18 protein-coding genes are annotated in these 23,899 nt (G+C 48.9%); 6 read left to right on the plus strand and 12 right to left on the minus strand.

Annotated elements, in window-relative coordinates; all coding sequences use genetic code 11:
* Positions 1 to 3: 3 nt before the first annotated feature.
* The 4 genes from DW039_RS05455 to DW039_RS05470 all read left to right on the plus strand — a co-directional run bounded on the left by DW039_RS05455 (position 4) and on the right by DW039_RS05470 (position 5,829).
* Positions 4 to 1,851 carry a SusD/RagB family nutrient-binding outer membrane lipoprotein gene (locus DW039_RS05455; protein ID WP_057256388.1) on the plus strand — a complete coding sequence of 616 codons (1,848 nt, stop codon included), beginning with the start codon at positions 4 to 6 and terminating at the stop codon, positions 1,849 to 1,851.
* Between the two features lie 331 nt (positions 1,852 to 2,182).
* Positions 2,183 to 2,989 (plus strand): DUF3805 domain-containing protein, encoded by an 807-nt coding sequence (locus tag DW039_RS05460; RefSeq protein ID WP_165853102.1) that lies wholly within the window; start codon positions 2,183 to 2,185, stop codon positions 2,987 to 2,989.
* Positions 2,990 to 3,052: 63 nt separating this feature from the next.
* The gene (locus tag DW039_RS05465; protein WP_120381782.1) at positions 3,053 to 4,942 is read left to right on the plus strand and encodes an ABC-F family ATP-binding cassette domain-containing protein; all 1,890 of its coding nucleotides are present in this window, start codon (positions 3,053 to 3,055) and stop codon (positions 4,940 to 4,942) included.
* Between the two features lie 44 nt (positions 4,943 to 4,986).
* A complete protein-coding gene (locus DW039_RS05470; RefSeq protein ID WP_034525511.1) occupies positions 4,987 to 5,829 on the plus strand; it encodes a histidinol-phosphatase in 843 nt (280 codons plus the stop codon).
* 73 nt (positions 5,830 to 5,902) lie between these two features.
* Here the strand turns inward: DW039_RS05470 and DW039_RS05475 are convergent, their stop codons facing one another.
* The 5 genes from DW039_RS05475 to DW039_RS05495 all read right to left on the minus strand — a co-directional run bounded on the left by DW039_RS05475 (position 5,903) and on the right by DW039_RS05495 (position 12,461).
* Positions 5,903 to 6,331 (minus strand): co-chaperone YbbN, encoded by a 429-nt coding sequence (locus DW039_RS05475; RefSeq protein WP_120381783.1) that lies wholly within the window; start codon positions 6,329 to 6,331, stop codon positions 5,903 to 5,905.
* A 9-nt stretch (positions 6,332 to 6,340) separates the two neighbouring features.
* The gene (gene trxA, locus DW039_RS05480; RefSeq protein WP_005826711.1) at positions 6,341 to 6,637 is read right to left on the minus strand and encodes a thioredoxin; all 297 of its coding nucleotides are present in this window, start codon (positions 6,635 to 6,637) and stop codon (positions 6,341 to 6,343) included.
* A 71-nt stretch (positions 6,638 to 6,708) separates the two neighbouring features.
* Entirely contained in the window at positions 6,709 to 8,868 is a 2,160-nt protein-coding gene (locus DW039_RS05485) for a S46 family peptidase (protein WP_118132268.1), read from the minus strand.
* A gap of 139 nt (positions 8,869 to 9,007) precedes the next feature.
* A complete protein-coding gene (locus tag DW039_RS05490; RefSeq protein WP_120381784.1) occupies positions 9,008 to 11,173 on the minus strand; it encodes a S46 family peptidase in 2,166 nt (721 codons plus the stop codon).
* 52 nt (positions 11,174 to 11,225) lie between these two features.
* Positions 11,226 to 12,461, minus strand: coding sequence for an anaerobic sulfatase-maturation protein (locus tag DW039_RS05495; RefSeq protein ID WP_057088086.1), 1,236 nt, complete (start codon positions 12,459 to 12,461; stop codon positions 11,226 to 11,228).
* Positions 12,462 to 12,594: 133 nt separating this feature from the next.
* Here DW039_RS05495 and DW039_RS05500 point away from each other — a divergent pair, with 133 nt between their 5' ends.
* Positions 12,595 to 13,344, plus strand: a complete 750-nt coding sequence (locus DW039_RS05500) for a DUF4369 domain-containing protein (protein ID WP_008663699.1) — start codon at positions 12,595 to 12,597, stop codon at positions 13,342 to 13,344.
* An 83-nt stretch (positions 13,345 to 13,427) separates the two neighbouring features.
* Here the strand turns inward: DW039_RS05500 and DW039_RS05505 are convergent, their stop codons facing one another.
* The 7 genes from DW039_RS05505 to DW039_RS05535 form a co-directional block, all read right to left on the minus strand.
* Positions 13,428 to 14,186, minus strand: coding sequence for a 1-acyl-sn-glycerol-3-phosphate acyltransferase (locus DW039_RS05505; RefSeq protein ID WP_005826706.1), 759 nt, complete (start codon positions 14,184 to 14,186; stop codon positions 13,428 to 13,430).
* 49 nt (positions 14,187 to 14,235) lie between these two features.
* Positions 14,236 to 15,411, minus strand: coding sequence for a metallophosphoesterase (locus DW039_RS05510; protein ID WP_005826704.1), 1,176 nt, complete (start codon positions 15,409 to 15,411; stop codon positions 14,236 to 14,238).
* On the minus strand, positions 15,399 to 16,025 hold the full coding sequence (locus DW039_RS05515) for a hypothetical protein (RefSeq protein WP_005826703.1): 627 nt from the start codon (positions 16,023 to 16,025) through the stop codon (positions 15,399 to 15,401). The genes DW039_RS05510 and DW039_RS05515 overlap by 13 nt, the downstream gene beginning before the upstream one ends.
* Positions 16,026 to 16,029: 4 nt before the next feature.
* Positions 16,030 to 16,515: an RNA polymerase sigma factor gene (locus tag DW039_RS05520; protein ID WP_005826701.1), complete on the minus strand. Its 486-nt coding sequence runs from the start codon at positions 16,513 to 16,515 to the stop codon at positions 16,030 to 16,032.
* A gap of 209 nt (positions 16,516 to 16,724) precedes the next feature.
* Positions 16,725 to 17,639 carry a vitamin B12 dependent-methionine synthase activation domain-containing protein gene (locus tag DW039_RS05525; protein WP_005826699.1) on the minus strand — a complete coding sequence of 305 codons (915 nt, stop codon included), beginning with the start codon at positions 17,637 to 17,639 and terminating at the stop codon, positions 16,725 to 16,727.
* A gap of 33 nt (positions 17,640 to 17,672) precedes the next feature.
* Positions 17,673 to 19,019: a dihydroorotase gene (locus tag DW039_RS05530; protein ID WP_057252650.1), complete on the minus strand. Its 1,347-nt coding sequence runs from the start codon at positions 19,017 to 19,019 to the stop codon at positions 17,673 to 17,675.
* Positions 19,020 to 19,063: 44 nt separating this feature from the next.
* Positions 19,064 to 19,819 carry a polyprenol monophosphomannose synthase gene (locus tag DW039_RS05535; protein WP_005836010.1) on the minus strand — a complete coding sequence of 252 codons (756 nt, stop codon included), beginning with the start codon at positions 19,817 to 19,819 and terminating at the stop codon, positions 19,064 to 19,066.
* Positions 19,820 to 20,472: 653 nt separating this feature from the next.
* Between DW039_RS05535 and mfd the strand changes: the two genes are divergently transcribed.
* The gene (mfd, locus tag DW039_RS05540; protein ID WP_120381825.1) at positions 20,473 to 23,862 is read left to right on the plus strand and encodes a transcription-repair coupling factor; all 3,390 of its coding nucleotides are present in this window, start codon (positions 20,473 to 20,475) and stop codon (positions 23,860 to 23,862) included.
* Positions 23,863 to 23,899 lie beyond the last annotated feature (37 nt).

Genomic DNA, 23,899 nt, shown 5'->3' on the forward strand with positions numbered 1-23,899 from the left:
AATATGAAACTATTCAAATCTATGATATTATGTAGTGCGGGTGCCCTTATGACTTTGTTCTCGGGGTGTAATGATTGGCTCGATGTAAATGTCGATCCCGAAAATCCCACAGCCGGAAATGCGACCTATGATTCACGATTGGCACATATTGAATTTTATACCAACAGTGCCACTCAGTTTGCTGCTTGGCGTTCCAGTATGTCTATGGGCGATTGGACACGCTATTATGACGGCGGCACTTATTGGAATATGTCTTATTGGAGTCCTCAGACCGGTGCCGTTACCACTCCCTACCAATGGTGGTTCTGTGGAGCTGCTGTAAATATTCCATTTTTGATTGACAAGGCTACGGCAGCCGAGGCTTGGCATTATGTGGGTGCAGCTCGCGTAATTCGTGCCTATGGTTTTATGCTTATGACAGACCTTTATGGAGAAATGCCTTACAAGTCGAGTGAGGCTGAAGCCGGTGTTACTCCTACCTATAATGACGGAAAAACAATCTATTTGGGCTGTTTGGCCGATCTTGACACCGCTATCGAGATGTTCCAAAAAGAGCAAGGGTCTGCGACAGCTTCGTTGGCTGTAGGCGATATTTGGAATGGTGGTAGTGTAGACAAGTGGCTTAAATTGGCATATTTACTTAAAGCACGTTACATTAACAAGCTTATTAAAAAGGGTGAAGGCAGTTATCTTGAAGGGAAATACGATGCCGCAGAAATCTTGGCTTGTCTTGACAAGGCTCAGCAAAGCAATGCCGACAATACCGTATTCAATCATATTGATGCCAATAATTCGCATGATGTATTGGGATGGGACGAACCGGTTGATTATTCACCGCTCTTTTCTGTATGTGGCATGAATGCCGGCTATATGCCTACCAAGATGCTTTACGATAATCTGACAAATTTTGCCGGAAGTGGAATAGAAGATCCGCGTGCCGATAAGATTTTACCTTGGGCATATTCGAAGCAATCAAGTAATTCACCCGCAGAGGTGAAGTTCAAAAACGGTTGGCGTCGTTCTATGGGTGTAGACATGATTGGCAATGATAGTCCCAGCCTTACCGGCGGACCGTTGCGCTCGAACTTCTCGGCAGCCAAAGGTTGGTGGATTGACAGTGAATCTTCTACCCGTAAGGGGGACACTATTTATGTAGAGTGTACCAGTCAGTGTAAAGCTTATCAAGGACGTCCTGATTTACTTTATCGTCGCGATGGTACTGATGCCTCTCGCGAATCGGGAACTTTCTATACTCGCGTGTCTTCTCCCACCTATATTGGAACCTATGCCGAAGCTTGTTTCATACGTGCTGAAGTACTCTTTAACCAAGGTAATAAAGGAGCGGCTTTTAATGCTTATAAGAAAGGTATTGCAGCCAGTATCGACGGTATGAACGATAAGTTGAAAGTGTGGTGCCGTGAAGATGCCAATTTGGAAGCATGCCCCTCGTTCTCTCCTATGACGCAAACCGACATTGACAACTATTTGAACAATGGTATTGGCACTGAAGAGAATATTACTTTGGGCAAGATTCTTACTCAAAAGCGTTTGGCATTGCATTTTTCCATGGAAATTTGGAACGATATGCGTCGCTACGATTTTAATCCGGAGCTTTTCTTAGGCTGGGGTATTCCTGCACGCTATGGCGTTGATGCTACTGCCCAAAAGAATATTCCGCAAGGTAAACAGTTCCGTCGTTGGCAGCAATGCAGTCATGAACTCAACTACAATACGGCCAATCTGCAAGCTATCGGTGCCACTGTTCCGGGAGCTGATACTTCAATTGCACTTTGGAATGCTGCCGAGGACGTATGGACTTTACCCGTATGGTGGGACAGTGCCCAAAACTAATTTTTCATTGCATTTTATTTTGTGATACAAATTCATTATCTTTACGCCCAAAATGTGGATTTTAAGATATAGTTAAGATATTGAAGGCTCTAATGGTCTTCATTCATAGATGATGATTGGAACAGCCGGTTCGTGAGAATCGGCTGTTTTTTTGTTTCGTTTGTTTGCATATCAACGGCGGTAATATGTTACTTTTGCCCTAAAACCGAAGATAGGCTGCACCTCAGCATAAAAAATGGACAAGTTCATTTTATTTTGCATTCGGTTTGTACTATCTTTGCGAGAAATAGCTGAGATGGTAGGAACTGTCTTTGCAAAGATTAGTCTATATATGGAACAAAGCAAGAAATTTATCTCTCCGGGGGCATGGTTCTCCATGACTTATCCGGCAGACTGGAATGAATTCGAGGACGGGGAAGGCTCTTTCCTTTTTTATAACCCCAATGAGTGGACCGGTAATTTTCGCATTTCGGCTTTCAAAGGGAATGCTACATATGGCAAGGACTCCGTGAAGCAAGAGTTACGGGAAAACTCCTCTGCCATTCCGGTTAGGATAGGCCGGATGGAATGTGCATATAGTAAGGAGATGTTCGAGGAAGAAGGTGCGTACTATACTTCCCATTTATGGATAACGGGCGCGGATGAAGTTGCCTTTGAATGTTCGTTTACGGTGAAGAAAGGAGAGCCGGTTGCAGAAGCGGAGAAGATTATCGCTTCGCTGGAAACGCGGAAGGATGGAGTGAAGTATCCAGCGGAGATAATTCCGGTGCGCCTTTCGGAAATCTACCAGATTAATGAAGCATACGAGTGGGTGGATACTACTATAAAGGAATCGTTGAAGAAGGATTTCCAGGGAGCCGAGGAAGACATTGCCAAGATGCAGCAGATGATGGAAGAAAGCAACATCGGTCCTAAGAAGAAGGATGCATGGCTGGCTTTTGGCATCGCGCTTTGTGTTATTTTCGCCAATGAAGTGGACGGTATGGAATGGCGTACCTTGGTGGACGGAAACCGGGAAGCGCCCATATTGCTGAACACGTCTACCGGTGAATGGATAGACCCCATGAAGCTGGTTTGGAGCAAAGTAAAGGCAGGAGGTAAAGTGAATCTGCCGGAGATATACAGCTCCTTGTTCTAAGGTCCGGTCATCTCGGTACTGTGATTTTCAACTTTCAATTTTCATTTTTCAACTATTAAAGCATTGGCAGCAGTAAATTCAATTCTTCAGGTGGAAAACTTGACCAAGTCGTTCGGTGACTTGGTACTATTCGAAAATATTTCTTTGGGCTTGTCCGAGGGACAGCGTGTCGGGTTGATAGCCAAGAACGGCAGTGGCAAGACGACATTGCTCAATATCCTTTCCGGCAAGGAAGGGTATGACAATGGCACCATTTCCTTCCGTCGTGATTTGCGTGTGGGTTATCTGGAACAAGACCCGCAATATCCCGAAGAGCTGACCGTGCTCGAAGCGTGCTTCCATCATGGCAACAGTACCGTCGAGCTAATCAAGGAGTATGAACGTTGCATGGAAACGGAGGGGCATCCCGGCTTGGACGAAATTCTGGTGCGTATGGACCATGAAAAAGCTTGGGAGTACGAGCAGAAGGCGAAACAGATTCTGTCTCAACTTAAAATACGTGATTTCAGTCAGCACGTAAAACATCTGTCCGGCGGGCAGTTGAAGCGTGTGGCACTTGCCAATACCCTTATCACTGAACCCGATTTGCTGATACTGGACGAGCCTACCAACCACCTCGACCTCGATATGACGGAGTGGCTGGAGGAATATCTCCGCCGGAATAACCTCAGCTTGCTGATGGTGACGCACGACCGTTATTTCCTCGACCGGGTATGCTCCGAAATCGTAGAGATAGACAACCGGCAGATTTATCAGTATAAAGGCAATTACAGTTATTATCTGGAGAAGCGCCAAGAGCGTATCGAGGCCAAGACTGTGGAGATAGAACGTGCCAATAACCTCTACCGCACAGAGCTGGAATGGATGCGCCGCATGCCGCAAGCCCGCGGGCACAAGGCACGCTATCGGGAGGATGCCTTTTACGAGTTGGAGAAGGTGGCTAAGCAGCGTTTCAACAACGACAATGTAAAGCTGGACGTTAAGGCTTCTTATATAGGCAGTAAGATATTCGAGGCAGACCATCTGTACAAATCCTTTGGTGACTTGAAGATTCTGAATGATTTCTCCTACATCTTCTCCCGTTACGAAAAGATGGGTATCGTAGGGAATAACGGTACGGGCAAGTCGACCTTCATCAAGATACTGATGGGGTTGGAGCAGGCAGACAGCGGTACGCTGGACATTGGCGAGACGGTCCGCTTCGGTTACTACTCGCAGGACGGCTTGCAGTTTGACGAGCAGATGAAAGTGATTGATGTAGTGCAGGACATTGCCGAAGTCATAGAACTGGGCAACGGCAAGAAGCTGACGGCATCGCAATTCCTGCAACATTTCCTGTTTACTCCCGAGACACAGCACAGCTATGTCTACAAGCTGAGTGGGGGAGAACGCCGCCGCCTCTATCTGTGTACGGTCCTGATGCGCAATCCCAACTTCCTGGTGCTGGATGAGCCGACCAATGACCTCGATATTGTGACGCTGAATGTGCTGGAAGAGTATTTGCAGAATTTCAAAGGATGCGTGATTGTGGTGAGCCACGACCGTTATTTCATGGACAAAGTGGTAGACCATCTGTTAGTGTTCAACGGACAAGGGGACATCCGCGACTTTCCCGGCAACTATACACAATATCGCGACTGGAAAGATGCGAAAGTCCATCAGGAAAAGGAGAAAGAGAAAGAAGCCGCCAAGGCTCAGGAGGACAAGACGGCGAAGGTGCGTCTGAACGAAAAGCGGCGCATGTCTTTTAAGGAAAAACGCGAGTTTGAACAATTGGAGCAGGAGATAGCCGACCTGGAAACCGAAAAGAATGCAATTGAAGAGGCTTTGTGCAGCGGTACTTTGTCTGTGGACGAACTGACGGAGAAGTCGAAACGTTTGCCGGAATTGTCGGACTTGATTGACGAAAAAACATTGCGCTGGCTGGAGCTGAGTGAGATAGAATCGAACTGAAGTTCGAAATTGAAAATTAAGAATTAAAAATTAGAACTGAGAAAGTGGGAAATCTGACGAATTATCATAGCCATAGCCTTTATTGTGACGGGCGTGCCGGCATGGAGGACTTTGTGCGTTTTGCATTGAGTGAAGGTTTTACATCTTATGGCTTTTCATCGCATGCTCCATTGCCTTTTTCTACGGCATGGACTATGGAGTGGGATATCATGGACGACTATCTATCTGAATTCCATCGTCTGAAGGAGAAGTATGCTGGACGTATCGAACTGTATATCGGTCTGGAGATTGATTATCTGAATGAAGCGAGTAATCCGTCCATCGCCCGTTTCAGGGAGTTGCCGTTGGACTACCGTATTGGTTCTGTACATCTTCTCTACAATGACAAAGGGGAAGTGGTGGATGTAGATGTACCTGCGGATACCTTTAAGACCATTGTAGACGGACATTTCTGCGGTGACTTGGAGCATGTGGTCCGTCTCTATTATGGTAGGTTGACGAGGATGCTCGAGCTGGGTGGTTTTGATATTGTGGGCCATGCCGATAAGATGCACTACAATGCAGCATGCTATCGCCCGGGATTGCTGGACGAGCCTTGGTATGATGAGCTGGTTAGGGCGTATTTCGCAGATATTGCCCGTCGCGGCTATCAGGTAGAGGTCAATACCAAAGCCTATCATGACCTGGGTACTTTTTACCCCAATGAGCGGTATTTCTCCTACCTGCATGATTTGGGTGTACGTGTGCAGGTAAACAGTGATTCACACTATCCGGAACGGATAAGCAACGGACGTCCCGAAGCTTTGTGTGCCTTGAGGAAAGCTGGATATGAATCGGTGATGGAACTACACGGAGGAGAATGGAAAGAGATGCCTATCGTGTTTTGAGTGAATAGGATACAGAAACTCCTGACTTGCCTTTTTGTAAAGGTAGTCAGGAGTTTTTTCTTTCTATTATGAACTATTCTGTTTTCAGTAAAAAGTCGTCAATCGCCTTTTTGTAGGTAGCCTTATCGGCTGCTCCGCGGAAGAGCTGAGGCTCTCCATTCATAGGGATGAATACAAAAAGAGGGATGCTTGTTGCATTGAACAACGCTGCCAGTTCCTTTTCCTTATCCACATTGACTTTGTAGACAACGATTTTATCGGCATACTCTTTGGCCAGTTCCTTCATAATGGGAGTCACCATGCGGCAAGGTCCGCACCAGTCGGCATATAAGTCTATGATGGCAGGCTTGTTTCCCTTGTATTTCCAGTCCTGGGATTTCTCATAGTCGAACACATCCTTGATGAACATGGCTTTGTTCATGACGATAACTTCTCCGTTTGTTTGAGCATAGGCCAGCATGCAAGAAAACACGAGGGCAACCATTGCTATAATCTTCTTCATTTCTTCTTGTTAAGAGTTTTGTTCTATAACGGCTTTCAAATCCTTACCGCTGATGACACCCGAATGGCGCCATACGGCTTCACCTTTTTTAAATACGATAAATGTCGGTACTGCTTGTATGCGGTAGCGGGCAGCAAGCTCTTCGTGCTGGTCTACATCTATTTTGGCGATACGGGCAGCATCTCCTATTTCGTTTTTGAGTTCCTCCAGTACCGGATGCATGGCCTTGCACGGGCCACACCAGGTTGCAAAGAAATCAACTAAAACGGGCTTTTCTGATTGTATCAATTCTTCAAACTTTTCCATAATTTTTTCCTTTCTGTTTTTATTTATTTGTAATGATAACAAAATAGGAGGAGGATTTGTTCGCTAAATCATTATTTAATCGTCATCTCTTCAATGAGATGCGAAGCTCCCGCGTATTTGTCGATGATGAACAAGGTGTAGCGGATGTCTACACATGCTGCTCGTTGGGAGGACGGACGGAAGGCAATGTCGCCAGTCAGACCTTCGTAATTGCGGTCAAAGCCGGTACCTATCAGTTCTCCTTTGGCATTGAACACTGGGCTGCCGGAGTTTCCACCGGTATTGTCTGTGTTGACAATGAAGCAGATGGGCATTTCGCCGTTCGGCATGGCATAACGTCCGAAATCCTTTGCCTGGTACAGCTGTTTCAGTTTGGCGGGGACTACAAACTCCCAATTGTCGGGATCTTCCTTCTCCATAGCTCCTTTCAGAGTGGTGTAGTAATCATATTTCACACCGTCTGCCGGAGCGTAGGGGAGCACTTGACCGTAGGTCAGGCGCAAGGTGGAGTTGGCATCCGGATAGATGGGCTGACCATTGGCAAGTTTCATGTCCATCATGCCCTTTACCCATACCTTGTGGGCGGCATTGTAGTTTTTATTGGCATCCATCATGGCAATGGAGGTCTGAAGCAGGCCGTCCGTGATGGAATATTTCAGCAAGACCATCCAGTCTGTATTAATCTTGTAGAGGCTGGGCTTGCGGATGAACTTGGCAAAGTTCTCCTTGTTGCCGAAGATGGAATGTTCAAAGCAGGCGTCGATGAAAGCGTCGCTGTTGCCCTTGAAACGCTTGTCTATGATTTGGAAAATACCGATGCGTTGTTCGGCAGGGATATACTTCATGTAGATTTTCAGCATTTCCTTGCCAACAATACGTTCCACTTCGGGGAAGGGGACAGAGGCAAAGTAGCGGTCGGCTGCCTTCTGAAGGCTGTCTTTAGCTGCTGCAATCTGTTTCTTGTCCTTGTTCTTCAAGGCAGATACCAGTCCTGCGGTGCTGGGGATACGCATGAAATCGAGTCCCGTCACCAGTGCTTCCTGAATGGCTTGCTGGTGGTAGAGGGCTGGACGGCGTTGCTTTACGATGGCGCGTATCTGGTCGAATGCTTGCTGATAGCTATTGTCGTTCAGCGAGCGTCCGCGTGCCAGGAGTGCCTCTTGCTGTGCACGTTTAGTGTCCAATACTTTCAGACGGACGAGACCTTCGTTCATACCGATGGCATTTTTCCAGTAGTTGGCAGAAGATGCATACTTGCTGGCATAGTGGATGCGTACGGCATCGTCTTGCAACATTTGTTTCATCAGAGCTTTCTGGCGGACATCGCGCACGTGGTGGCGCATGAAGTTGGTGGTTTGCATACGCTCTTCCACCTCGTCGGAAATCATGTAGCGCCAGTTGCGTCCGGGGAATCCCATGACGAAGGTAAAGTCGCCCTTGCGATAGCCGTCAAGGCTGATGGTGAGATGTTTCTTCACTTTTAGGGGAACGTTGTCTTTGCTGTAAGCGGCGGGTTTCCCGTCTTTGTCGGCATAGATGCGGAAGATGGAGAAATCTCCCGTGTGGCGGGGCCACATCCAGTTGTCGGTGTCTGCGCCGAACTTGCCGATGGAGGAGGGGGGAGCGCCTACCATGCGGATGTCGCTATAGGTGGTCTTTACGAACAGATAGTATCTGTTTCCACCGTAGAAGGCTTTCAGTTCCAGCTTGCGGCCGGGTGTCAGGGCGATGCCTTCGGACTTGGCGAAGCGGTCGGCTACTGTCTTCAGGTATTTGGGAGACAGATAATTGGTGCCGTTCGGGTCGTCGTCGGTTTTCAGTTGTTCGTTTACGTAGTCTGTCACGTCCAGTATCCGGTCGATGTAGGTGACGGTGAGTCCCTTGCAGGGAAGCTCCTCTTCGCGGGACATAGCCCAGAAACCGTCGGTCAGGTAGTCGTGTTCCACCGAGCTGTGTTGCTGTATGGCGCCATAGCCGCAGTGGTGGTTGGTCAGTACCAGGCCTTCGGCAGAGATGACTTCGCCGGTACAGCCACCGCCGAAATGCACCACGGCATCCTTCAGGGCAATGCCGTCGGGATTGTAGATTTGGTTGGTGGGGATGAGCAGTCCGAGTTCCGTCATGGCTACTTCGTTCTGCTTTTGCAGGTCGGTGAGCATCCACATACCTTCGTCGGCGTGTGCGGCAAGGACAGAAGATGTAATGAATAATGATAATAGGATCCTTTTCATGGTGATGTGCGTTAGAAGAGCATCTGAGAGGGGGGCTATTCAGTATACGACTGAATAGGGTTAAGTATACGACTGAATGGCATTCACTATACGACTGAATGCCATTCAGTATGGGAGGTAATCTCTCAGAGGCTTTAATTTATTCTATAATGTTCATTTCTTTTATCAGATGACTGCAATTGCCCAGTTTGTCGAGGATGAAGAGCACGTAGCGTATATCCAGTGCAATGCAACGCTGCAGGTCATTGTTGAAGTTGATGTCACCGCTCAGAGATTCCCAGTTGCCGTCGAAAGCAGTACCGATGAGCTGTCCTTCGCCATTGATGACGGGGCTGCCGGAGTTACCGCCGGTGATGTCGTTCGTCGTGAGGAAGCAAACCGGCATGGTGCCGTCTGCCATGGCGTAGCGTCCGAAGTCTTTCTTTTGAATCAGTTCTTTCAGCTTGGCGGGTACCACGAATTCACGGTCTTCGGGATTCTCTTTTTCAAGGATACCGTCGGTAGTGGTATAGTAGTCGTAGTGTACGGCATCGCGTGGGCTGTATGATTTTACATTACCATAGGTCAGACGCATGGTGAAGTTGGCATCCGGATAGGAGGGGACGGGCTGTTTCATTTCACCCAAGCCACGGATGTAGGCCTTGTGGAGCAGTTCCATTCCGCTTTCCAGTTCCATGTATTGCTTTCCGAGTTCCTGCAGCTTTTCGTTCTTGGAGCGCGAGTAAGCCGTAGCAGGGTCTTTCTCGATGGCTTTCACGGTGGGCTTTGCCAGGAATTTATCCAGGTTCTTGCGGTTGGAGAGGATGGAGTTGTCGTAAATGTTGTCTACGTATGCGTTGTAGTCGCCCTTGAACTCTCCGTTGATGGTTTGGTAGAAGGAGGGCAGCTCGTCGGCGTTCAGTGCCTTGGCAAGGGCGGGCAGGATGGCTTTGGCTACGGCGCGGTCCACTTCGTGGTCGTAGTCTTTATTGTGGATACCATCGTATGCATTTTCCAACTGCTTCTTCGAAGCTTGCAGCAATGAGTCGTTCTTCTCTTCGAGCGCTTTCTTTATGTTATCCATGATAAGGTAGGTACTGCCGAATTCGATAGCACCGCGCAATGCTTCGTTGGTATAGTAGAGCTGGCGCAGCGTGGGGGTGCTTTTCTCGATGATGGCATCAATTTTCTCTACCACACCCTCGTATTCGGGTTTTCCTTGGGCAAAGGCGGCATACTTTTTCTCGATTTCGGCTTTGGCGCCCAACACGTCATTGTCGATGATTGCCTTGTTCATACCAATGGAGTTCTTCCAGTAGTTACTGCTTCCGGCAAACTTGCTGGCATACTGGATGCGGGTCTTGTCACTGGCATCCATATACTTGCGCAGCACTTCGAGGCGTACGCCGCGCATATCAATCATTGCCTGATTCACGGCGTTCATGCGTTGTTTCACTTCGCTCTGGGTGAGGTAACGTTCTGTGCTGCCGGGGAAGCCCATAATCATGGCGTAGTCACCTTCGTTCAGACCTTTGATGGAGATGGGCAGGAACTTCGGGGTTTTCAGGGGTACGTTGCTTTCACTGTATTCAGCCGGCTCTCCGTTGGCATCGGCATAGATACGGAACATGGAGAAGTCGCCCGTGTGGCGCGGCCACATCCAGTTGTCGGTCTCACCGCCAAACTTACCTACCGAGGAGGGAGGAGCGGCAACCATACGCACGTCGCTGTATACCTTATAATAGAACATATAGAATTTGTTTCCTGCATAGAAGGGGAGTGCGCGCACTTCAATGCCCGGTTTACCCTTCAAATCGCTCTTCTCCAGTTCCTCTTTTGCCAGTTTGTTGAGGAACGGGGAAGTCAGTGCATCGATTTCCGTCACTTCGCCTGCCTTTATTTTAGCGTTGACAAGGTCGGTGATGTCTACAATGCGGTGCACGAAACGGAATTTCAATCCCGGGGAGGGCAGTTCTTCACTGCGGTTCATGGCCCAGAAACCATCTGTCAGATAATCGTGTTCCACGCTGCTGTGCTGCTGTATGGCACCGTATCCGCAATGGTGATTGGTCAGAATCAGTCCTTCCGGAGAGATGATTTCGCCGGTACAGCCACCGCCAAAGATACCTACAGCATCTTTCAGTGACACGCCGTTGGGATTGTAAAGGTCGTCAGCCTCCAGCTTCAGTCCTTGCTTTTTCATCATGTCGATGGAGTTCTGCTGCTTCATCAGTTGCAACAACCACATTCCTTCGTCTGCACGCGCAGAGCAGACTGTCAGTGCGGCAATGGCCGCAAGCAAACCTTTCTTAAATGTAATCTTCATATAATCAATTATTAAGTAATGTCTTTGAATTTCATTGTCATCGCTTGTGGGCTTATGGCTTTATGGCATTGTTTCTTATTGCTTCCATAATGTTTGCAGGCGGACGCTGGTTCATCAGTTCGTTCTTCATAAAGTCCATGTATGGGGCTGCGTGACTGAAGAACTTATGATATCCTGCACAAAGGTAATTCAGTCCCGGCTCTCCGTCGGCTGTACGTGCAAAACGGTTCTTTGGACATTCGCCGTTGCAGGCAAACAGCCATTCGCACTCCCTGCATTGGGTGGGGAGAGATTGTTGCTTCATCAGTCCGAAGGCTTGTTGCCGTTCTCCGTACATCATCTCCACCAGTGTATTCTGATGGATGTTGCCCAGTTTATATTCGGGGAAAACAAAATGGTCGCACGCATATACGTCTCCGTTGAACTCCATGACGCCTGCATGGCCGCAAGTCTTTGCCATGGAACATACACCCGGTTGTTCGCCTATCCAGTTGGCAAGGGTAGAGTCGAATAACTGTATGTAGTAAGTACCCACGTCCTGCTTTACCCATTCGTCGAACAAGGCGCATAGGAAGTCTCCCCATTGTTCCGGCGTGACGGAAAAGTCTGCCAGCTGCGTGCTCTTTTCCTTGTCTGCCAGGGAGGCAAGATGGCGTCCGTCCCCATGAGGGGCAATGCGCTCCACGATGGGGGCAAACTGGATGTAATGGCATCCTATCTCCTTGAAGAAATTATAGAAGTCCAGCGGATAGTCGGCGTTGTAGTCATTGACCACTGCCATTCCGTTCCATTCCACACCGTGCTTTTTCAGCAGGTTGATGCCCTGCATCACCTTGACGAAAGAGGGCTTGCCCTGCTTGTTCTTCCGGTATTCGTCATGGAACTCCTGAGGCCCGTCTATGGAGACACCCACCAGCCAGTTGTTTTCTTTGAAAAACCGGCACCATTCATCGGTCAGCAACGTGCCGTTGGTCTGTATGCAGTTGTCTATGGTGCGTCCGTTGGCATATTTCTTTTGCAGCTCCATGGCACGTTTGTAGAAAGAGAGCGGACGCATCAGCGTCTCTCCGCCATGCCAGGTGAACAGAACCTGGGGCATGGTCTGCGAGTTGATGTACTCCTCGATGAACTTTTCCAGCAGTTCCTCGCTCATCACATGCTTGGGGTTGTCTCTATATAGTTTGGATTTCTCCAGATAATAGCAATAATCGCATGCCAGATTGCATACCGCACCTACCGGTTTCAGCATTACATAGAGCGGTTTGGCAAAAGGTGCATAGGTTGACATGTATATTTTCTCTATTTTTATGATTTATAATTGTGCAAAAATACGTAAACCGAATGAAAAATCCTTTCTTTCTATTCGGTTTATAAGGAATATTAATACCTTTGCTGGGTGTAATTCAAAAATCGTTTCTTGCATGATTAGAATGAGTGTGAACCGCATTTTACCCTTTTTGCTCCTGCTTGTGCTCTTTACTTCTTGCAACCGCAAGTATAAGATAGAGGGCAGTTCCTCGGTAACCAGCCTTGACGGAAAGATGTTGTTCCTCAAGACGCTTCGGGACGGGCAATGGGTGAACGTCGATTCGGCAGAGGTTATCCATGGGCATTTCAAGATGAAAGGCCGGGCCGATTCCGTGATGATGGTGACTCTTTATATGGACCACGAGGGCATTATGCCTTTGGTGCTGGAAGACGGCAAAATCGTGGTTTCCATCTCCAATACTCAGTTGATTGCCAAAGGGACTCCTTTGAATGACAAACTGTACGAGTTCATAGACAAGCGCAATTCCCTGGAAGTGAAGATAGAGGAGCTGGAACGGAAAGAGGCGCGTATGGTGCTGGACGGTGCCAATCTGGATGACGTGCATGGGCAGTTGGCAAAGGAAGGCGAAGCACTTGTGAAGGAGATGAACGACTACGTCCGGCAGTTCATTGTAGATAACTTTGAGAATGTGCTGGGCCCCAGTGTATTCATGATGATGTGCAGCACACTGCCCTATCCGGTGATGACTCCGCAGATTGAGGACATCATGAGAACTGCTCCCTTGTCTTTTAAAGAGAATACTTTGGTGAAGGATTTCCTTACAAAGGCGAAGGAGAACATGCAGCTGATTGAAGAGCAGAAACGCATGAAGCAAAATGCTTCTGTAGGAGGACAGAAATAAACAGGAATGAGTTGATAATGACAAACGGGAATGCCTGAATATCTTGATAGGATATTCAGGCATTCCCGTTTGTCATTATGTCTTTATCTGTCCTGGTCTTCGTTCTTCACCATCCCTTTATACTTTTCCGGCAATGCACTCTCCACCGCCGCATAAGCCTCGTTCATGCTTGCCTTGATGTTTTCTGCCCCTTTCCCTTTGGGAGGAATAGGTTCATGGATGGTCAGTATCATCCGGTGACGGTGTATCCACTTTCCGGTGCGTGGAAGAATCTCGAACGAGCCGTCTATAGTGACGGGCACCACTTCCAGTTGCAGTTCATCTGCCAACTGGAAAGCACCTCTCTTGAAGTACCCCATGTGTCCCGTGAAGGTACGTGCCCCTTCGGGAAATACTACCAGTGACACGCCGTCTTTCAAAGATGATTCTGCCTGCCGCATGGTGGCAAGCACCTTCTTGGGGCTGGAACGGTCGACGAAGATATGTCCTGCGCTCTCGCATGCCTTGCCGACAAACGGGATTTTGCGCAGGCTCTTCTTCATCATCCATTTGAAGTTCCGTCCCAGGAATCCGTATATCAGGAATATGTCGAAGGCACCTTGGTGATTGGGCACAAACACGTAGGAAGTACGTTTGTGTATTTTCTCCCTTCCATGTACCTCCACCGGAATAAGCAGTATATAGCAGATGAGCTGTGACCAGATTTTACCGGGATAGTAACCCCAGATATGCGCTCCTCCTATCAGCGAACCGATGATGGTGACCAATGCTGTAAGGATAGTCAGTACCAATAAAATGGGCAACGCAAAGCAAACCTGATAAATAATATAAAGTATCTTCATAGGTGTCGGATTTTTTATTGCTACAAAGATATACCTTTTTCTTATTTCGTCACTCTTTCTCTCTTACTAATTTTAGTACTGTAATTTCCGGCCATGCCCCGAACCGGAACGGCAGTCCTACATAGCCGATGCCAATATTTACGTACAAAGCCCTCTTGCCTTCGTAGTACATTCCTCTCCATTCCGGATAGATAAGTTCGGCAAGGGAATGTCCGAACAAGATGCCTTGCATGGCGTGGGTGTGTCCTGCAAGCATCAGTGAAATATCCGATTGGGGCAGTACCTCGCGCCTCCAGTGGGTAGGGTTATGGCTGAGCAATATTTGGAACATTCCCTCCGTGCCCTGCATGGCTTGCGGCAAGTCTGCAAATTGGGAGAAAGGAGGCTCCCCGTCGTTTTCCACACCGATGAGGGCTATGCTGTCACCTTTGTGATGAAGGATGTCATGCTCATTGTTCAGCAGTTTCCATCCCATTGCTTTCTGCTGCCGGATTAAATAGTCCAGATTGGCGATTTCTGCTTTCGGGCTTTGCCAGTGATAGTATGAGCCATAGTCATGGTTGCCGAGGATGGAGTATACTCCGTCCGGTGCATATAGTTGGGAGAGTATTTCTTGGAAACCATCCAGTTCGTGGCTCTGCTGGTTCACGAGGTCACCGGTGAAGACAATCAGGTCCGGCTTCTGTCCGTTGACTAAATCGACCAACTGTTTGATGGGTTCCGGATTGCCTTGCCAACTGCCGATGTGTATGTCCGATATTTGCACGATGCGGTAGCCGTCGAAACCTTCCGGAATATTGGCAGAACGGTATTCCACTTCTTTTGTATCGAAACGGGTGATGCCTGCCAGGGTACCGTAAAGGATATTGAAGAAGCTGACGACAGCCAAAACCAGTCCTATAGCGGTGAACGGGCTGCGGGGACAACGACGGATGATGAAGTGCGCCAGTACTCCCACCAGCGAGCAAAGCATGAATATGGTTTTTGGAAAGACAAACAGCATGATGGTAATTGCCAGTCTGCCTATGGCCTGCGTATGGTTTGACATCGCATTGTCGCCCGTAAGGAATATGAAGTAAACATAGCCTGCCGCTAATAGCAAGGTGGGAAGCCAATAAAGGCAGTGAAGGACTGCCTTTCTGGTTTTTCTTACTACATAAACCAAGTAAATGTAAAGGTCGGGGATGAGAAGGAAAAGGATGAAAACAAGAGTTACTCGGTGCATATATCTTTCAATTCTTCAATGTTCTTTTTAATATTGTCCAGATGTTTGTAAATCACTTTTTTGTAGAGAATATAGATAATTAGCGCGTCAAATACTACGAAAAGGGTAATCAGTAGGGCTTGTACGCTGGCTGGTGCCAGATGATATTCCATCACCCAATAGTTGAGGATATTGAAAAGGATAATCCAAATGGAGATGCCCATCACTTCATATCTGGTCCATTGGCGGAAGGTGGTCATACGGCGACTGACTTCGGCAACCCCCATTTCATCAATACGCGTGTCCTTGTTCCAGCGGTATGTTTTCCAGTCCCACCACATGCCTATGAGGATGCTTATAGCGATGAATCCCAGTAAAGCGACAATCTTGCCTTGCAGCTGCTCATTGAAGCCGAAGGTGGGCAGCAACAGCCATATAAGCAGAAGGGCTGCCAGACCTACCGCTCCCATTCCGATAGAGAAACGCTGTATGACTACGAGTCGTCCCAGACTTTTGCGGGTATTGGCCTTGTAGCCGGCAATCAGTTCGGTAATCTGCTGTTCGTCAGCAATCGGTTCTTTCTGCAACTGTTCATTCAGTGCGTTCCATGATTTCTTCAGTTCATCCAGTTCCATATATTTATTCCTCCTTATTCATTTTTTTCAATTTGTCCTTGATGCGGCTGAGTTTGGTGGCAACGTTTGTCAAGGTCAGCCCGGTGATTTCAGCAATTTCTTCGTAGCTTTTCTCTTCCAGATAGAGCAGTATGATGGACTTTTCCAATTGTCCCAGTCGGTTTATCATCCGGTAGAGCTGCCGTAGCATGGCTTGTGTCTCGTCGGTTTCTTCAGTCCGGTCGGCTTCCTGGGTGAGGGTGACGATTTCGGGGATGTTCTTTTCTTTGCGGATAAAGCTGATGCACGTGTTCAGTGCGATGCGGTAAATCCATGTGGAAATCTTACACTCCCGCCGGAACTTGGGAAATGCTTTCCATAAGTTGAGCACCACTTCCTGATACAGGTCGTTGAGGGTAGCATTGGGCGTGGTGTACAGATAGCACACCTTATATATCACGCGCTCATACTCCCGTACCACGGATACAAACTCTTGTTCTGCATTTTCCATCTTTTAGCTTCTTTCGAATTGCTTTTGCACTGTTAGTCGCATTGTGTGGCGATAAATCACAGTTCAAAAAGGATTATTTTAATGTGTTAATGTGCCTATATGCTAATGTGCCTATATGCTAATGTGCCAATGACCTGCGGCATGGTAGCACAATATACATATAGCGCAGCCAATTGGCACATTAGCATATAGGCACATTAGCACATTATTCATATTGTAGTGGCTAAAAACTTCCGCATATCCCCTATTGGCATTCCCCGGCGGCGGGCGTAGTCGTCCAGCTGGTCTTCTCCAATCTTGCCCACTGAAAAGTATCGGGATGCGGGATGTGCCAGCATCATGCCGCAGACGGAGGAGTGAGGGTGCATGGCTCCATGTTCAGTCAGCGTGATGCCTATCTGCTTCATGCCGAGCAGTTCGTCCAGCAGGAAATTCACGGATTGGTCGGGTAGGGAGGGGTATCCCACAGCGGGGCGGATGCCTTGGTATTTCTCGACCAGCAGATCCGGAATGGACAAGGATTCGTCGGGGGCATACCCCCAAGCCTCCTTGCGGACATATTCGTGCATCTTTTCTGTGGCGGCTTCAGCAAGGCGGTCGTTCAGAGTCTGTACAAGGAGATGTTTGTAAGGGTCGCTTTTATAAGTCTCTTCGGCCTCTTCACTGATGGTGGAGGCGAAAAGTCCTACGATGTCGGGCGTGCCTGAAGAGAGGGGACGTACAAAATCGCTCAGACAGAGAAATGGACCGCCATCGGGTTGGGGTGTCTGCTGGCGGAGCAGTGGGAAGGTTGTTCCTTCTATCAAGAGGTTATCTCCGTCTGCATTTGCCTGGCAAAGCCTGAAGATGCAATGGATGGAGATTGTTTCGTCCAGTCGGTCGAGCATTCTATTGGCCTCCTTGAAGAGCTGCATGGCTTCGGAAGCCTTGGTGCGTTCCTCTTCGGGAAAGGTCGTCAGCCAAAGTGCACGGCAAGAATCGCAGCCATGGATGTTTGCGATAGCTGCAAAGCGAGGCTGGAAGCCCCAGGCATGGAAGAAATAAATCCAGTTGATGTAAGGGGTTACTTCATGAATCCGATACGAAAGCAATTCATGCCCCAGTGCCAATATTGTCCTTTTCATCCCATTTCATCCCTAATCCTTAATCCCTAGCCTTCACTCTCCAAATCTCAGTTCCTCGCCACGATAAGCATCGTCCACCATGCCGTCGCTATAAACGGGATGTCCGTTGGCAAAAGTCCTTTCCACTTTCCAGTTGAAGGTATGTCCTTCCAATGGGCTCCAGCCGCATTTGCTCAAAACTTTGTCGGCTGTCACTTCCCACGGGGTATCGGGGCGTACCAGCACAAGGTCTGCCCGGTAACCTTCACGGATATAGCCGCGCTCGTTGATGCGGTAAATTTGTGCGGGAGCATGGCACATTTTTTCAACGATGGTCTCGAGTGTGAATATTCCCTCATCTACCAGTTGCAGCATGCTGACAAGCGAAAACTGTATCATCGGCATGCCGGACATGGCCTTCAAGGCACCTCCTTCTTTTTCGGAGAGCAGATGGGGCGCATGGTCGGTGGCTATAACGTCTATCAGGCCGGAGTTGACGGCTGCACGCAGGGCATCGCGGTCGGCTTGCTTCTTAATGGCAGGATTGCACTTGATACGTGTGCCCAACGTGCGATAGTCACTGAGCGTGAAGAGGAGATGGGCAACGCATGCTTCGGCGGTGATATGCTTCTCGGAAAGTGAATAGTCATTGAACAGTTGCAGTTCCTTGGCTGTGGACACATGCAGAATATGCAGCCGTGCACCGGCAATCCTTGCCAGCCGTACTGCCAGTTCAGAGGATGCATAGCATGCTGCCGAAGAGCGGATGTAGGGATGCTTGCCTATGGGAATATCATTCTCTCCGGCAAACATTTCCTTATACTTGGCAATATTGTTCTTGATGGTTTCCTGGTCTTCGCAGTGGGCGGCAATCAGCATGTCTGTACCGTTGAAGATGTTCAGCAGGCTGTTCATCTTGTCTACCAGCATGTTTCCGGTACTGGAACCCATGAATAGCTTGATGCCGCAGACGCGGTGCTTGTCCAGCTTGCCGAATTCGCTGTAATTGTCGTTTGTAGCACCGAAATAGCAGGAATGGTTTACGATACACTTCTCGTTCAGTAAATCAAGTTTGGCGTTCAAGGCATCCAGCGTAGTGGTCACCGGATTTGTATTGGGCATATCCATGATGGAGGTTACACCACCTGCGGCAGCCGCACGGCTTTCGGTGAGGATGTCCGCTTTGTGGGTCAGCCCGGGATCGCGAAAATGTACATGGTCGTCGATGATGCCAGGCAACAGATAGCATCCGGTGGCATCTATGGTCTCGTCACAAGGGGCGGAGAGAGGTTTCCAGTTGGTCAGTACCTCTGCAATGCGCCCGTCTTCTATCACTACGGAACCTTTCACGGATTGTCCTTCGTTGACAATCGTAGCGTTATGTATCAATGTTCTTTTCATATCTTCCTAATATTTATAGTAAACCCCTATCACTCTATCACCTATCACTTCATCTCCTTATCTACGGTAGGATATTTATGGAACCAACTGTTCCATTTCAACCGAATCACTCCGAATACGGCTTCACCAAAAATACTGCTGTTCATTTTGGAGGTGCCCAGTTCGCGATTGATGAAGATGACAGGCACTTCCTTTACCTTGAAGCCGCATTTGTAGGCGGTGAATTTCATTTCTATCTGGAAGGCGTATCCTTTGAAGCGGATGCCGTCCAGATTGATAGTCTCCAATACCCGGCGGCGGTAACATACAAATCCGGCTGTAGTATCGTGGATGGGCAGCCCGGTGATGAAGCGTACATACTTGGAGGCAAAATAAGACATCAGTACACGTCCCATGGGCCAGTTCACTACGTTCACACCACTCACATAACGTGAACCGATGGCTACATCGGCACCCTCTTCGGAGCAGGCGCGGTAGAGTCGCGGCAAGTCTTGGGGATTGTGGCTGAAGTCGGCATCCATTTCGAATACATACTCATAACCTCGTTGCAATGCCCACTTAAAGCCGGCTATGTAGGCTGTACCCAGTCCTAACTTTCCTTTGCGCTCCACCATGAAGAGGCGTTCGGGAAACTCCTGCTGCAAGGTCTTTACAATGGCAGCTGTTCCGTCGGGCGAACCGTCTTCAATGACAAGGATGTGAAAACCATGTTTCAGAGCAAAAACGGCACGGATGATATTTTCTATATTCTCCCGTTCATTGTAGGTGGGGATGATGACAATGCTGTCTGATGTTTGCATACTTATAGGTAATGGGGGTTATAACTGGGAACAAATGTAATACATTTCTTTTTTATCTGGCAGCATTTTCACACAAATCTTGATTTTGCAAAGTTCTGGCGCCACGACTCTTTCATTTATGTAGCTCCTTCTAACTCCTGACTATAAGGAATGCAGGTTAAATCAAAGAACCATATGCTTGACTTTGAACTTTAGCCTCAATCTTTAGCTATTCCCGTTTCAATCATTAACAGAAAACATTCAAACTATTAAAGAAAAACTTTCGAAGTATAAAGGATAAAGTGGGTAGATATAGGGAGAAAAAGTGCTCTTCAGTCTTGGTCTGTCTATCCCAAGCCTTGGGATAGACAGACCAACCCCTGGGATACATGTCCGCAGGCTGGGGATAAACTTTGTGTAACATAACTCCTGAATAGGGATTGTGCAGGCTGTGTTATTCATAATTGGAGGAAAAGAAGTTTCATTGCCTTCCCCGATAAATAGGGCGATACAGAAAAAAGGTGAAGGATGTGCAGGCTGACAGCAGAAAGATTATTTCAGAGAACATAGTTGCCGACAGGTCAAAGCTAAAGATTATTTGTGTATTTTTGCACCGAATTTATTTCGGTAGGATACCTTATGAGAGGCAATACCGGGGGAAAAAGCGCAAAGCAATGAATATAACTGAACTGCAACAATCTTATGCTTCCCATCCCAATGTAGAGGGGGTGTGCAGGCTTCTGAAAGATAACTCTGTCCGTCACCTATATTGCGGAGGTTTATATGCCTCTGCCGCTTCTTTGTTTTCGTCTGTATTGGTTCAGCGGGCTACTTGTCCGCTCGTTTTCATTCTGGGCGATATGGAGGAAGCCGGTTATTTCTATCATGATTTGACGCAGATATTGGGGACAGAGCAGGTATTGTTTTTTCCTTCTTCGTTCCGCCGCGCCATCAAGTACGGGCAGAAGGATGCGGCAAACGAAATACTCCGTACAGAAGTGCTGAGTCGCCTGCAAAAAGGAGAAGAGGGGCTTTGCGTGGTGACCTATCCGGATGCGCTGGCCGAAAAGGTGGTCTCTCGTAAGGAACTGGGAGAGAATACACTGAAACTGCATGCAGGCGAGAGGGTGGATATGAACTTCGTGACGGACGTATTGCGCAGCTACGGTTTCGAATATGTGGACTACGTCTACGAGCCGGGGCAGTATGCCGTTCGTGGCAGTATTATCGACGTCTTTTCCTTCTCTTCCGAATATCCCTTCCGTATAGACTTTTTCGGCGATGAGGTGGAAAGCGTCCGTACCTTCGAGGTGGAAACACAGCTCTCGAAGGAGAAGAAAGAAAGCATCGTGATAGTTCCCGACTTGAGCCATAGCCTGGAAAAAAAGGGAAGCGGCGGCATGGTGTCGTTCCTCGATTTCCTTCCGTCGGACAGCTTGCTTGCCATGCGCGATTTTCTCTGGCTACGCGAACGCATCCAGACCGTGCACGACGAATCGCTCACCCCACAGGCCATCGCCGCCCGTGAGTCGGAGGAGAATGGAGCCATCACGCTGGAAGGCAAGCTGATTGATGGTGGCGAGTTCACCCTGCGCGCCCTCGATTTCCGCCGGATGGAGTTCGGTAACAAGCCCACCGGAACGCCGGATGCTACCGTCTCGTTCCATACTACGGTACAGCCTATCTTCCATAAAAACTTCGACATGGTGGCAGAGAGTTTCCGCGAATACCTCTCCCGTCACTACACCATCTACATATGCAGCGACAGCCTGAAACAGACTGACCGCATCCGTGCCATCTTTGAGGACCGTGGAGACAACATATCCTTTACCGCCGTGGAACGGACGCTGCACGAAGGCTTTGCCGACGACACTTTGCGTATCTGCGTCTTTACCGACCATCAGCTGTTCGACCGCTTTCACAAGTATAACTTGAAGAGCGACAAGGCACGCAGCGGCAAGGTGGCCTTGAGCCTGAAGGAGCTGAACCAATTCACCCCCGGCGACTATGTGGTGCATACCGACCACGGTGTGGGGCGTTTTGCCGGACTGGTACGTATCCCCAACGGTGACACCACGCAGGAGGTGATGAAGATTGTCTATCAGAACGAAGATGTGGTGTTTGTCTCCATCCACTCTCTGCACAAGGTTTCCAAGTACAAGGGAAAGGAGGGTGAAGCGCCCCGCCTCAACAAGCTCGGCACCGGAGCCTGGGAGAAGCTGAAAGACCGCACCAAGACGAAGATAAAGGATATTGCCCGCGACTTGATAAAACTCTACTCGCAACGCCGCGAGGAGAAGGGGTTCCAATACAGTCCCGACAGCTTCCTGCAACGGGAGTTGGAAGCCTCCTTCATCTATGAGGATACCCCCGACCAAAGCAAGGCTACTTCCGACGTGAAGGTCGACATGGAGAGTGCCCGTCCGATGGACCGCCTGGTGTGCGGTGACGTGGGCTTCGGCAAGACGGAGGTGGCTGTTCGTGCCGCTTTCAAGGCTGTGGCGGACAATAAGCAGGTGGCTGTACTGGTGCCCACTACCGTACTTGCCTATCAGCATTTCCAGACCTTCAAGGAGCGCTTGAAAGGCTTGCCTTGCCGGGTGGAGTATCTGAGTCGTGCCCGCACCGCTGCTCAGGCAAAGGCTGTAGTGAAAGGGCTTGCCGAAGGGGAAGTGAATATTCTTATCGGTACCCACCGTATCCTGGGAAAAGACGTTAAGTTCAAAGACCTTGGTTTGTTGATTATTGATGAGGAGCAGAAGTTCGGCGTCTCCGTCAAGGAGAAACTCCGCCAATTGAAGGTGAATGTGGATACGCTGACCATGACGGCTACACCCATTCCCCGTACCTTGCAGTTTTCGCTGATGGGTGCGCGCGACTTGAGCGTCATCCAGACACCGCCGCCTAACCGCTATCCCATCCAGACGGAAGTGCACACCTTCAACGAGGAAATCATTGCCGACGCCGTCAATTTTGAGATGAGCCGTAACGGGCAGGTATTCTTCGTGAATAACCGTATTTCCAATCTGTTTGAGTTGAAGGCCATGATAGAGCGGCACATTCCCGACTGCCGTGTCTGTATCGGACACGGACAGATGGAGCCTGCCGAACTGGAGAAGATAATCTTTGATTTCGTCAATTACGATTACGACGTGCTGCTTGCCACTACCATCATCGAAAGTGGCATCGACATACCCAATGCCAATACCATTATCATCAACCAGGCGCAGAACTTCGGCCTCAGTGACTTGCACCAGATGCGCGGACGTGTGGGGCGGAGCAATAAAAAAGCTTTCTGTTACCTGCTGGCACCGCCTTTGTCCTCCCTTACTCCCGAAGCAAAACGACGCCTGCAAGCCATCGAGAACTTCTCCGACCTGGGCAGTGGCATCCACATTGCCATGCAGGACCTTGACATCCGTGGCGCAGGCAATATGCTCGGTGCCGAACAGAGTGGTTTCATTGCCGACCTAGGCTACGAGACGTATCAAAAGATTCTCTCCGAAGCTGTGCACGAACTGAAGACCGACGAGTTTGCCGACCTTTATGCCGAAGAACTGAAAGCAGACGGAGGCGTCATCAGTGGCGAGCAGTTTGTGGACGAATGCCAGGTGGAAAGCGACCTCGAACTTCTGTTGCCTGCCGATTACGTGACTGGCAGCAGCGAGCGTATGTTGCTCTATCGCGAGTTGGACGGATTGACACTCGACAAGGATGTGGATGCTTTCCGTTCCCGCCTCGAAGACCGCTTCGGCCCGATTCCTCCCGAAACGGAAGAACTGCTGCGCATCGTTCCCTTGCGACGCCTGGCTGCCCGGCTCGGTGTAGAAAAGGTCTTTCTGAAAGGGGGACGCATGTCTCTATTTTTTGTTTCCAATCCGGATAGCCCGTACTATCAGAGCCAGGCTTTCGGCAAAGTCATTGCCTACATGATGAAGTACACCCGCCGTTGCGACCTGCGCGAGCAGAACAACAAACGGAGTATGCTGGTGAAGGATGTCAGGACGGTGGAAGAAGCTGTCTGTGTGTTGCAGGAGGTAGTGGCAATGCAGGTGGAGGAGTGAACAGGTATCGGAAAGAAAGACTACTGCATATTTGTTT

It is taken from the genome of Bacteroides sp. AF39-16AC, from assembly GCF_003602735.1.
In the GTDB taxonomy this organism is placed as follows: Bacteria; Bacteroidota; Bacteroidia; order Bacteroidales; family Bacteroidaceae; genus Bacteroides; species Bacteroides uniformis.